This is a genomic window from Staphylococcus sp. GDY8P72P (assembly GCF_016890655.1).
GTDB lineage: Bacteria > Bacillota > Bacilli > Staphylococcales > Staphylococcaceae > Staphylococcus > Staphylococcus arlettae.
Map to the genome: position 1 here is coordinate 327612 of NZ_JAFEQJ010000008.1, position 11829 is coordinate 339440.

Annotated in this window: 20 protein-coding genes; 15 read left to right on the forward strand and 5 right to left on the reverse strand. The window is 28.0% G+C overall.

What is annotated here, in order from left to right:
- Window positions 1-130: 130 nt before the first annotated feature.
- The 8 genes from JVU85_RS05420 (at window position 131) to JVU85_RS05455 (ending at window position 3944) form a co-directional block, all read left to right on the forward strand.
- A complete protein-coding gene (locus JVU85_RS05420; RefSeq protein WP_204172123.1) occupies window positions 131-643 on the forward strand; it encodes a phage terminase small subunit P27 family in 513 nt (170 codons plus the stop codon).
- A 41-nt stretch (window positions 644-684) separates the two neighbouring features.
- Window positions 685-1221, forward strand: a complete 537-nt coding sequence (locus tag JVU85_RS05425) for a pathogenicity island protein (RefSeq protein WP_204172124.1) — start codon at window positions 685-687, stop codon at window positions 1219-1221.
- Entirely contained in the window at window positions 1218-1544 is a 327-nt protein-coding gene (locus JVU85_RS05430; RefSeq protein ID WP_343283681.1) for a hypothetical protein, read from the forward strand. The genes JVU85_RS05425 and JVU85_RS05430 overlap by 4 nt, the downstream gene beginning before the upstream one ends.
- Window positions 1541-1873 carry a sigma-70 family RNA polymerase sigma factor gene (locus JVU85_RS05435; protein ID WP_112369628.1) on the forward strand — a complete coding sequence of 111 codons (333 nt, stop codon included), beginning with the start codon at window positions 1541-1543 and terminating at the stop codon, window positions 1871-1873. The genes JVU85_RS05430 and JVU85_RS05435 overlap by 4 nt, the downstream gene beginning before the upstream one ends.
- A 235-nt stretch (window positions 1874-2108) precedes the next feature.
- On the forward strand, window positions 2109-2699 hold the full coding sequence (locus JVU85_RS05440; protein ID WP_204172125.1) for a hypothetical protein: 591 nt from the start codon (window positions 2109-2111) through the stop codon (window positions 2697-2699).
- Window positions 2696-3154, forward strand: coding sequence for a hypothetical protein (locus JVU85_RS05445; RefSeq protein WP_112380525.1), 459 nt, complete (start codon window positions 2696-2698; stop codon window positions 3152-3154). The genes JVU85_RS05440 and JVU85_RS05445 overlap by 4 nt, the downstream gene beginning before the upstream one ends.
- Before the next feature lie 184 nt (window positions 3155-3338).
- Window positions 3339-3530, forward strand: coding sequence for a hypothetical protein (locus tag JVU85_RS05450; protein WP_015900763.1), 192 nt, complete (start codon window positions 3339-3341; stop codon window positions 3528-3530).
- 54 nt (window positions 3531-3584) lie between these two features.
- Entirely contained in the window at window positions 3585-3944 is a 360-nt protein-coding gene (locus JVU85_RS05455) for a YbgA family protein (protein ID WP_206170642.1), read from the forward strand.
- A gap of 48 nt (window positions 3945-3992) precedes the next feature.
- On the opposite strand, the gene JVU85_RS05460 is transcribed toward JVU85_RS05455, so the two are convergent.
- A complete protein-coding gene (locus JVU85_RS05460) occupies window positions 3993-4586 on the reverse strand; it encodes a hypothetical protein (protein WP_204172126.1) in 594 nt (197 codons plus the stop codon).
- 278 nt (window positions 4587-4864) lie between these two features.
- Between JVU85_RS05460 and JVU85_RS05465 the strand changes: the two genes are divergently transcribed.
- Complete coding sequence (locus tag JVU85_RS05465) at window positions 4865-5887, forward strand: AbiH family protein (protein ID WP_204172127.1); 1023 nt, start codon at window positions 4865-4867, stop codon at window positions 5885-5887.
- A 67-nt stretch (window positions 5888-5954) separates the two neighbouring features.
- Here the strand turns inward: JVU85_RS05465 and JVU85_RS05470 are convergent, their stop codons facing one another.
- The gene (locus tag JVU85_RS05470; protein ID WP_204172128.1) at window positions 5955-6176 is read right to left on the reverse strand and encodes a hypothetical protein; all 222 of its coding nucleotides are present in this window, start codon (window positions 6174-6176) and stop codon (window positions 5955-5957) included.
- A 385-nt stretch (window positions 6177-6561) separates the two neighbouring features.
- On the opposite strand from JVU85_RS05470, the gene JVU85_RS05475 reads away from it, so the two are divergent.
- From JVU85_RS05475 to JVU85_RS13940, 5 genes are all read left to right on the forward strand, one after another.
- A complete protein-coding gene (locus JVU85_RS05475; RefSeq protein ID WP_021459121.1) occupies window positions 6562-6750 on the forward strand; it encodes a hypothetical protein in 189 nt (62 codons plus the stop codon).
- Between the two features lie 364 nt (window positions 6751-7114).
- Window positions 7115-7330 (forward strand): hypothetical protein, encoded by a 216-nt coding sequence (locus JVU85_RS05480; RefSeq protein ID WP_021459120.1) that lies wholly within the window; start codon window positions 7115-7117, stop codon window positions 7328-7330.
- Window positions 7331-7793: 463 nt separating this feature from the next.
- A complete protein-coding gene (locus JVU85_RS05485; protein ID WP_204172129.1) occupies window positions 7794-8357 on the forward strand; it encodes a GNAT family N-acetyltransferase in 564 nt (187 codons plus the stop codon).
- A 355-nt stretch (window positions 8358-8712) separates the two neighbouring features.
- A complete protein-coding gene (locus tag JVU85_RS13935; protein WP_239441167.1) occupies window positions 8713-8952 on the forward strand; it encodes a hypothetical protein in 240 nt (79 codons plus the stop codon).
- A gap of 32 nt (window positions 8953-8984) precedes the next feature.
- Complete coding sequence (locus JVU85_RS13940; protein ID WP_239441168.1) at window positions 8985-9149, forward strand: GNAT family N-acetyltransferase; 165 nt, start codon at window positions 8985-8987, stop codon at window positions 9147-9149.
- Window positions 9150-9231: 82 nt separating this feature from the next.
- On the opposite strand, the gene JVU85_RS05495 is transcribed toward JVU85_RS13940, so the two are convergent.
- The 3 genes from JVU85_RS05495 to JVU85_RS05505 all read right to left on the reverse strand — a co-directional run bounded on the left by JVU85_RS05495 (window position 9232) and on the right by JVU85_RS05505 (window position 10844).
- Window positions 9232-9585, reverse strand: coding sequence for a DUF3969 family protein (locus JVU85_RS05495; protein WP_204172130.1), 354 nt, complete (start codon window positions 9583-9585; stop codon window positions 9232-9234).
- A 423-nt stretch (window positions 9586-10008) separates the two neighbouring features.
- On the reverse strand, window positions 10009-10362 hold the full coding sequence (locus tag JVU85_RS05500; RefSeq protein WP_002510519.1) for a DUF3969 family protein: 354 nt from the start codon (window positions 10360-10362) through the stop codon (window positions 10009-10011).
- On the reverse strand, window positions 10362-10844 hold the full coding sequence (locus JVU85_RS05505) for a hypothetical protein (RefSeq protein WP_204172131.1): 483 nt from the start codon (window positions 10842-10844) through the stop codon (window positions 10362-10364). Before JVU85_RS05505 ends, JVU85_RS05500 begins: the two co-directional genes overlap by 1 nt.
- 399 nt (window positions 10845-11243) lie before the next feature.
- Between JVU85_RS05505 and JVU85_RS05510 the strand changes: the two genes are divergently transcribed.
- Window positions 11244-11675, forward strand: a complete 432-nt coding sequence (locus JVU85_RS05510) for a GNAT family N-acetyltransferase (RefSeq protein ID WP_107374021.1) — start codon at window positions 11244-11246, stop codon at window positions 11673-11675.
- Window positions 11676-11829 lie beyond the last annotated feature (154 nt).

The following is an 11829-nucleotide window of genomic DNA, read 5'->3' on the forward strand; positions in this document are numbered from 1 at the left end:
CCACGTATTTTAAAAAGATTTGTAATCGCTCGATACTTAATCTTAACCGAATGTTGAAAATGAAAGTTGAAAATGCGTAAAGTAAAATGGCTTTACGTAATAGGATGTATAAGAAAAGGGGGGAGTTTTAATGGCTCAAAGAAAATTATTGTCACAACAAAAGAGTAGATTAACTACAGAAGTTCAGGAAACGAAACAAGCTACAGAAGAAGCATTGCAGCAATTAACAAAACTATCACCAGAACCTCCTGAATGGCTAGATGATACGGCTACAAAAGAATGGCATAGGATATTTCCATTACTACAAGAATTGCCTGTAGCTAGTTTAGATTTAGCATTAGTTTCTGCTTATTGTACAGCCTATTCAGATTACATCAATGCAACTATACGTATGAAAAATGAGGATGCAATTATTGTTACTGAACGTGGTACAAAGCTTAATCAGAATCATGCTATAAAAAGAGATTCGTTATCACAATTAAATAGCATTGCGCCTAAATTAGGGCTAACCGTAGAATCGCGATTAAAAATATTGGAACCTAAAACACCAAAAACACAAGATGATGCATTGGCTGAAATGCTTGCTAATAAAGGTAGAAATAAAACGGTGTATGACATATTTGGTGTAGATGATGATGACTAATAAATAAATTTGTTCCATTATACATGTCTAGGAGGGCTACTATGATATTAAAACGTTGTAAATCAGTTTTGTGGTATTACGAAGAAAAGAAAATTACGGAATATGAATTATTAACGCACTATAATCCACAATTCATCAATAGTAAGATACGAGCGATACAAGAACAAATCGATGCTATGTATCATTTAAATGTATCTCACATGAGTTGTGATGATGTGTTGGGTGTGATTTCAATTTCATATCCGTTAGAGAAGTTAGTTTTATGGATTATAGATCAAAAAGAAGAATTGAATCGTTTTAAAAATAGTAGTACTAAGAAGTTAAATTTATTAAAGAAAATCATCCATAATTACACACCCAAAGAGCAGCAAGAAGTAATGAGATACTTTAAATCTAATGGCAGTAACAAGCCATTAAAGACGATTGATAAGTTACAGGAAGATTTATATAAAGTACATCATCATAAGCGTTTAGAACGTAATAAGCAGCATGAAAAAGAGAACGAGGTCATTTATAAAAATTTTGTAATAGAAGTAAAGCAATCATTAAATAATGAACATGAGGAGTTGGTTGTGTGATTAGAAGTTTAAATGATGTAGATTATCCTATATTAGAACGCTACATGCGTAATTATCATAGTATGGTTGATACTTATAAGAATAAGGCTAATGATATGGACAAATCAAAGTATATAAACCTAGAATCGATTGTAAAAGGCGTTACTCAAGTTTATAACGATAGTGATGTAAAAGTGCAGCAGATTATTAAACTCACATGGTGGGATGATAAAAAGTACACAGATGAAGTTATAGCTGATGTGATGGGTGTTAGTCAGTTAACGTTAAGGCATGCGAGACAAGTTATATTAAAACGTGTTGCAAAGGCAGTTGATTATGTATGAGTTATGATAAAGCAACAGTGAAAGAATTTATATTGAACTATCACAAAACAATAAATAATAGTGATGCATATAATGAAGATATTGATATAGATGATTTTTTTAATGTGAATGATCAAGCAGAAACTCATGATATAGATAATAATGTTGAAGAAAGTATATTTTATAATGAATTAGAAGCTGTTATAGAAAGTGTAGCAACTGAAAAAGAACATAATTTATTCTTACTAATATGCAATGGTGTGAGCTTTGAAAAGGCTGGGAGTATATTTGGTGTAAAAGAAGCAAGAGCTAAGCAAATGTTGAATAGATTGTTGGATAAGTTGGAGTAACAAATAACGGTAGGCACTTATGTGCTTGACCTATTTATGATATAATATAATTACAAGAGCCATAGCGCTCATCAAAAATTCACATCGGAGGACTTTATTGCGTTTAGCATAAAGTATCTGACCGTAATAACCACCCACACATGTCACTGGGTGGTTATTTATATAAAATCAATGTGTACAATAGTTATTAAAAGGTATATAATATTGTTTAATGGATTTTTGAGAGGAACGTTTTATGGAAAATAAAGAATTATCTATAAATTTCAATGAAGATAAATTAAAATTTGCTGAAGAAAAAAATAAAAATTCTGCCAAAAACAAACTTATTTATGCTTTTCTTTCAACTACAGCAACAGTCTTTGCTACAATTTATTCTGACGAGAAACAATTAGTCATTTTATCTATTTTGCTTTTCACATTTCCTAGCTACATTGAATCATTAGGAATATTAAATGAAAACTTGGTTATAAAATATATAATAAAAACTTATAAAATAATTTTTGTGATTTTATCCATACCATTAATTATTATTATAATGTGGTACATGTATGATAAAGGTGATGCGTATTATTTTACTAAAGCATTCATAGATTACATATTGTATGTTAGCATTTTTGTAAACATATTGTTTTCTTTGATTTCTTATCACAATTTAAGATATAATATTAATGAGCATATCGCATTAGTTGTTATAGAAGAAAGTACAGTAGAAAAACAAAAAGAAAGATTGAAATTTCAAGCTAATGTTCAAAATGAACACAAAAAAACATATCGTGAATTTGTTGGTAATACAAGCAATAAGGATAAAAGGGGGAAAAATAAATGATATTTATAACTGGTTTATCAATATTGTTCATTATAATTTTAGGCGCAAGTTATTTGTCTTTTGTCTTAACGACGTTAATTATCAGTGAAGATTTTGGGGATAGAGTGACCATAAAAGTATCATTTATTTTACCAATCATTTTAGTCTACTTATCTTTATATGCTTGTATTAAAAATTTAAAAAATAATAAGCAACTTGCTAAAACATCATTGAAAATGGCTACAACCCATTATCCTACGGTAGTTACCATGTTTATAGGTATGATTAAAGATCATCAAGCTCAAATTCAATATTTTGGAGAATCAACTTATTCATATAATAAAAGTAAAGAAGAAGAGGTTATTACTAAAAAAGAAGTAGATAAATCTTGGTTGACTTCATTTCCAAATTTAAAATCTCTTATAACATCAAAAGGATTTAAAACTAGCTTTTTTAATAATTTAGCTGAATCTTAATTTTTAATTGTTCATTTTAGAATGTAAAGTATTTATTTAACACTCACCAACTGGTGGGTGTTTTTTGTTATAATAAAATAGTCAACTTGGTGGAGAACATTAAACCGTATCTTAATTGATACGGCTATTTTTTTTATTTACATATACGAATGTTTGTTCTATTATGTTCATGAGGTGATTATAAATGGAACCAAATTTAGACTGGAATAAAGATTTCCAAGAATTCCAGGATATTTTGAATTCAGGAATACATCCCGAATGGTTATATAACGCCAAAGCAAATATGATACTCAACCCTTCATACACAGGACAGGGCAAACAATTTTTCTTTACTAAAGATATTATTAAAGCTAGTAAAATAGTTCCTTTTTATTAAATAGAACATTGAAAGAAGGTATATAACATTAGCAAACAATTTCAAAAAGAAAAACTGTGGAGTAGATATAAATACGAAGTTTTATGGCATGATCAAAACGCTTATAATGATATTAGATTTTTGATGAATAATGATGTTGAAATTGAAATAATTCAACAAAAAATTCAATATGCTCTAAATAAGCAACCTTCTAAAGGATCAATAATAAATGCTTATTGCCATATGTGGGGATATTTTAAAAAAATAAGTACTGAACAAGAAAAGCAGTTATTTAAAAAACTAAAGACAGATTTTGAAAATCATATTATAACAGAAAAAGTATTAATTGATTTTATCAAGAAATTAGCCGATTTATATGAAGTCACTTATTTAAAACAATCTACTATTATAAATAAAGCCCACCTAAATGAATAGGTGGGTTCGTTTAATAAAAGATATATTATAGTAATGTAATCGTAAATATTATTGACTATATTTATTTTGATAATATTTTAATGCTGCTAGTTTTTGCTCTGCGTCTTCAACTTCATATTGATTATTTTCAATTGCATACATAGTTTGCTTTTCGCCAGATGAAAGACCATCACCAGTGTTTTTACGCCATTCTTGGTCAGGCATGTTCATATATGGGTTATTAGGATCATAACCGTTAGCTTGTTGATTGTCTTGTTGTGCTTGTTGCGTGTTAGCATTGTCTTTTTGTTGGTCAGTATTCATTTGTTGATTTTGTTGCTCCTGTTGATCTGTATTAGCTTGTTGTGTATTGCTAGTAGTTTGATTTTGATTATCTGCGTTAGCTTGTTGGTCAACGTTATTTTGTGATTGACTGTCATTGCTAGTAGTTTGACTATCGTTATCAGAGTTATCTTCTTTATCAGTTTTCTTATCCTTAGATACCATTTTACCATCATTTGATTTCTTATTTTCATCTTTCTTCTTATCATCTTTTGATGATGACTTGGTTTCTTTCTTATCTTCTGATTTACTTTCTTCTTTGTTTCCGCATGCAGCCAAAACTAAAAAACTTGCTAATAATAAAAATAAGACTTTTTTCATTTAATACTCTCCTTTAAAAATAATTTGTTAACTTAATTGTACTACACTTAAAAAATAATAGTGATAACAAAAAGTTATGATTAAAAATATTAAGTAATACTATACTTATCATTCGTTCGAAATCAAAGCACTTGTAGAACATCAAGCGAACAACTATACGTAAATTGATTTCTCGATGCAGCACAGAGTGAATGTCAGACCGTACTAATTCTTATATTACTCATTGCTTTCTCATTAAGATACATACATAATTAAAAGTAAAAAGAGATGGTGAATAAATGACAAGGCTTTTTGTAATAGGTAATGGGTTCGATATTGCACATAATTTGAGTACTAGTTTTGAGGAATTTAAAAAGTATATCGAAAATCGTATTAATAAAAGTAAAAAGAAAGAGAAAAAAAAACTAAGTATAATTTATACTATTTTAAATTCGGCAGAAAGATCATATAATGATGAAGCGAATATACTAAAAGATTATGATTCTAGTGAGTGGAATCTTTTTGAAACTATTTTAGCTTATATAGGATCACTTAATGAAAGCGAGGAGTATTGTAAAGAAACTTCATTTTGTAATGATATGTTACAAGAAAATATTCTAAGAGATTTACAATCTTTGTTTACTCAATGGATTAATAGTATTGATGAAAATTCAACTAGACGAACAAGGCTATTTAAAAATGACGATCTTTTTTTGAATTTTAATTATACAAAGACACTTCAGAAAAACTATAGAATTAGTGTGTGTAATAAAAATATAAATCATATTCATGTACTTAAAAACAAATGTAATAAACAGTATCATTATGGACATGGTGAGAATTTTATAAAAGAAGTTGAATCGCCGGGTAAGGACAATGAAAAAATTAACTTTTTTGGTTTAAACACCAAAAAAGATACAAAAAATATTATTCAGAATAATAAACGTTTTTATGAAAAATTACAAAAAAGTAAGATTAAAGAATTATTTTTTTGGGGGTTTTCATTATCTGATGTGGACAAGCCATACATAGAAAAGATATTTGAAGATAATAAAAGTTCAATAACAAAGGTTTATTTAAGTAAATACCAATTTAACAGTAGAGATAAAGTAAAGTTTGTTGAATTTTTAAAGAAATATAAATTAGAAAATAAACTTGAAAGTTTTAATGATCATCTAACAGATAATAAAACAATGAAACCCTTCAAGAGATTTATAAGTACCATTGTTTTTTGTATATTTGTGTATCAAGGTGTGAGGATGATTTTGGGACTAAATGAAGTCGTAAAATCCAAACGGATCAATGAATTAATATTACATTAATGTACTACTGTATTATAAACAATGATACTATAACACTAATTATTATATATAGTTTGAGAGTATAGAATTAGGAGTGATACATAATGAGTGGTTGGCGTCGTTGTCCAAGATGTGGTTCGGGCGCTGTTGTTGAACGAACTAGTGGATGTTTAGGGTGTTTAGTTTTAATTGGTATAATATTTACTATGATGTGTGCATTTGGAATGGTAACTTCTGGAGGATTTGTGAAAGATCCAATTAGTTCTATAATGGCTTTTATTTTTCTAACTCTTGTTATACTATTCTTCATATTTTTGTTTATCAAATTTGGGCATTCATTATACTGTAAATCATGTGAATTGCATTTCAAACCTAACAAAAAATAGGTATCTCACGCATACGGGAATGAATACGTATATGTTGCCACAGATTTATGTTGTTTTTGCAATTTTAACATTTTACACTACACCACTAAGGCAATGTAAACGTTGATTTGACAATACTTATAGCGATTTTTAAATGTATAGATAATCGCTTTAATCAACTCCCGCCGTCTCCACTACATAGCTCTCAACCGTCAAGGTTGAGAGCTTTTTTGATTTTAAATAAGGAAAGCAATGACAAATAATAGTTTTTCTATAAATAGTCAAGGTGGAAACTTCGCTAGTATCTCTTTTAGGAAATTAGTTTAAGGAATGAGATACTTTAAATCTAATGGCAGTAACAAGCCATTTAAGACGATTGATAAGTTACAAGAAGTACTTCATCATAAGCGATTAGAGCGTAATAAGCAGCATGAAAAAGAGAACGAAGTCACATTTCAAAACTTTGTAGTAGAAGTTAAAAAATCATTAAATAACGAACGTGAGGAGCTAATTGTATAATTGGAAATTTAAACAATGTGGATTTTCCTATATTAGAACGTTATATGCGCAATTATATGGTATGTCTTACACTATCGTCCTAAAATTAGGTAACAGGTATTATCACAATATAACTATTAGTCACAGCTAAAAGTATGACTTAACAATCGAATTGAATTGAAAGTTATTCGGTAGTGTTTATGTACAAATGAGGTTTAGTAAGTTCGCACAGGTGTATTATAAAAATGGTGACAACCATTACAACGTGGAAAATAACTCACTTTAATAAGTGGAGTGTTTTTCGTTCTGTGAGAGCGTCTTTGTTGCGTTGAGAAGTGGTTAATTGGATAATCGTAACTATAATGTTTACATGGGGTGAGTGTAATTGAAGGAAATTTTTGTTTTTATAATAGAAATGAATGACGGTAATATTTTTCGTGAGTATGTAGAAAATGTTTGGAAAATAGATGAAAGTATAGCTTTAAAACGTTTTGAAAAAGCGATTAAAAAACATCATTACTTTTATTTAAAAGAAAGTGATAGATATATTAAGGTTAGTAATATAAGCACAATAAAAATAGAAATTATAAGGAATTCTTAGGATAATGTATTTAAGATAACCGTCAATAAACAAATTTTTAACTTTTACCTTTAAACCATATTGAGAAACAAATGAATCAGCAGATGATTTCAAAGTAAAAAATAAAACACCTTATATGATAAGTGTAATAAAGTTCCAAGCGCTTTTTAACATCTTCTAAAATTTCATCCAAAAAACAAAAGTTATAATTCGTATCTGTATTTTTGTTCTTAAATAATTGTACTATTAAAATACACAAAAAGTTGCTAATTTGTGATTTAATCAAAATCAGGTTTTCACAACTAATCATCGTAGTGATTTATTTTAAGTAACAAAAATGGAAGTGTATCAGATTGATTAAGGGTAAAGACTTATGTGCTTGCCTTATTTATTATGATATTGTGTAAGTAAATTATTCTGATCTTAACGTCAATAAAGAAATTGAAATAGAGTGAAATTAAATTATAAAAATGGAGGAGATTTATTGAATTTTCAAGATTATAATTTTAGCACTGATCGTTTGATTATAAGACCATTAGACTTTTCGGATTATGATTCTTGGCTTTTAAGTTTTTCTGAAAGGGAAGAGCCAAAGTATAGACATGATAAAGGCAAAATAGATTTAACTGATAGAAATAAAAAGTGGTTTAATAATTTCGTGGACAATCATAGAAAATTATTTGAAAACGATGAGATGTATATTTTTTCTATTTTCAATAAAAAAGGGAAGCATCTAGGAATGATTGATATAGTTACTATTGAGCGTGAAAACTTTCAATGGGGTGAATGTGGTTTTTATATACATAATCAATTTTGGAACAATGGTTTTGCCTACGAATCGATGTTAAAAGTTTTGGAAATTGCTAATAAAGAATTAGGGTTTCATAGGCTTGAAGCACATGTGAATTTAGATAATAAACCTTCCTCAAATTTGTTAAAAAAACTAGGATTTGAGTTTGAATGTACTAGAAAAGGCTTTATATATGAATTTGGAGAATGGACAGATAATCATATATATTTTATGAATTTACATGATGAAGAACTTTGATTTTGAAACAATTGGAAAAGTGACCTATTACAAAAGTTAAATGACTCATTAATTAATCAATGAGTCATTTAGTAAACCCTATATTAAAAATACGAGACTTATATTTACAAATTTGATTCATAGTCACAAAATTTATATTTGATATGAAGAAAATGCAATAGTTAAATTGGGTTTGAAAGATATTGTGGAGATAAAATAATCATATTTTTAATAAGCAGGTATATTTGGATAAATTTAGGTTACTCATTTTTCTATATAGCAGATATTATTTATATGCATTTATGTTAGAATATTCTGTGAATTATAGATTTGAATTAGAGTAATTTGTTGGCTATAGAGAAATGGAGGTATAACTATGAACATTAGAAAAATTCATGCGGTTGATTATAATGATTGTGCTAAAAATTTAGTCGCAGCATATGCTGGTCCGCCATGGAATAATAAATGGACTGAAAATGAAGCATTACTTAGAATTGAAGCAACAATGAGTGGGTTTAACTCAAGAGGATACGTTGTTGAAGAAAAGGGGAAAATAATAGCTATGTGTCTAGGTAGAATTGATTATTATTTTAGTGGTTTAAAAAAATTTGTATAGATGAATTCAATGTAATACCTTCCCAACAAAAATTGGGTATTGGGAAACAATTAATAAGCTATGTCTCCGATGCAATGAAACGGGAAAATATAAATACTATTTTCTTAATTACAGGTGGAGAACTATCGTCAAAATTTTATGAAAAAAATGGATTCATAAAAACAACTGATGGGATTATGATGGAACTTGTATTATGATATAGAAAGAAAACATTATTATTGAAGTTATGTATTAAGTAAAATATATAGGGCACAGTAGTGTGCCCTTAAATTCAATGTATTATTCAGGTGAAATTTCTTTCTTTATAATAAATTCAGTCAACTTCTCTTCTGTAAATTCAACATTTTTATATTTGAGCAATAATTTTTCGGTTTGTTTGATAAGTCGATCCGTTTCTTTTTCGACAGAAATGTTAAAAGCTTCGAAGTTTTCTAATTCTGTACCTTCATGTACTAAGTCGATGATATCTTGTCGAACATTGTATTTTTTAAGCTCTCCCATAATATATGGGCTGAAAAACATGCGTTCAGCATTTTCTATACTTATTAATCCTAGATTTACTTGCTTAAATAAACCATATATTGTTATTAGTGAAAATTTTTCAATTTCTAATTTGTTTTCAAATGCAATCATTAGAATCGACTCCATCTATTTTTAGTTTTTACATCAAATACATAGCCATTTTGTATACTTTAACTCATCTACCAGATTCGATTTTCCGCAAATCTCTAAGCAACGGTTTATTGTTTACAGTAGTATGTTTGGTTCCATTTTGAACTGGTTTAAATCCTGATGGGTATTTTGGAGCATATTTTATATTATTATTGTATATATAAGGTTTAGATACACATTACCAACACTCGTGAAAAGGGAGTGTTAAAGTAGATGAAATAATAAAAGCTCTAGTGATTTTATTAACATACAAATCACCAGAAGCTTTTAAAACAACTTAGATTGTGGCACATCATTGTCCTAGACCGAAAGCGAAACAACAAAGAAGATAAGTAATTCACTTTTCAAAGTCCGTTAATTCGATCTACCCTTAAATTCAAAGTATTATTCCGGTGGATTTTTTTTCATTATAATAAATTCAGTCAACATTTTTTCTGTAAATTCAATATTCTTATATTGTAATAATAATGCTTCGGTTTGTTTGATTAATCGATCCGTTTCTATTTCGACAGAAATATTAAAAGTTTCAAAATTTTCTAATTCTGTACCTTCATGTACTAAATCTATGATTTCTTGTCGAACATTGTAATTTTCTAATTCTTCCATGATATAAGGTGTAAAGAATATACACTCCGCATCATCTATACTAATTAACCCTAGATTTACTTGCTTAAATAATCCATATATCGTTATGAGTGAAAATTTTTCAATTTCTAATTTGTTTTCAAACGCAATCATTAAAATTGACTCCATCTATTTTTAGTTTTTACATCAAATACATAGCCAGATTTACTTTGAAAGTAATGAACAGAAACCTTTTTTCCTTTTACATAGCCATTTTTGTATACTTTAACCCATCTACCAGATTCGATTTTCCGCAAATCTTTGAGCAACGGTTTATTGTTTACAGTGGAATGTTTTGTTCCATTTTGAACTGGTTTAAATCCTGTTGGGTATTTTGGAGCATATTTTATACTTTTATACGCCTTCATCCCATGTTTAATAATGAACCTAACTATCGCATTTCGATTTTCATAGTGTTGTGTCGGATTTGCAGGAACATAATCTGGTGAATTTTCCTGTTCGGCTTGATTTATACTTTCGTCTAAAGTTCCAATCGAATCAACATCTTCATATTCATTTCCGAGCGCTGAAATTGGGGAAGAGATAAATGTAATTAATAGTATTAAGACTAAAAAAGATATAAATTTATTTCTCAATTTATAGAAACATCTCCTAATATATAATTGTTTATATATTAGCGTGGTAATAAATCAAAATTGAAGTCTAATGTGCAATAAGGTAAAAAATAATAACTTAAGAAGTAAAAAAGCGTTTGTTCTAGCCTTGATACTACTAAAATAACCACACATGTTAATGTATGGCTGTTTTAGTAGTATATATACAAATGGAGTATTATATTTATGAGCAAACAAATTGAAAGACTGTATAAGTAAATATTGACTAAATAGCAATCGTTATATAATATGTGCTTTAATATAAGCGTTATATAAATAGAAAACCTATTGGTATATTGCAGCTTCAAACAGACACAGACATAGAGTTAAATAAAATTTAAAAACTAGTCGTAAATATTAAATTAAGACTAGGGGGAAAATATGAATCTTTCAAAAATAGCACTTCTGGAAAAAGATTATCAAAAAGCATTAGAAATATGGGAAAGCTCTGTTACTGCAACCCATGATTTTTTAAAAGAAAAAGATAGATTGGAATTTAAATCTGAAATTCCAAAGTATTTTAAACGTGTCGAAGTCTATTTATGGTTTGAAAATGATGAACCAATTGGTATTTCAAGTACAAACGAACAAAACTTAGATATGTTATTTATAGATCCTAAATATTTTAAAAAAGGATACGGTACAAAAATACTTCAATATCATATTCAAGAAAATAAAGTTCAATACGTCGATGTCTATAAAGATAATCATAACGCAGTAAATTTTTATATCAAAAATGGATTTAAAAAATATAAAGAATCACAAACCGATGAACATAGTAAAGACTATCCTATATTACACCTTAAATTATAAATTATTACATGATGATACTAATATAAAACCCACCTAAATGATGAACTGACCCCAATTAGTGGGAATAAAATAAAAACACTTTCGTTGAATTCATTTAGAATGAATCATACGGAGGTGTTTTTTCTATGAAAATAATGTCTTATTCAATAGAAAC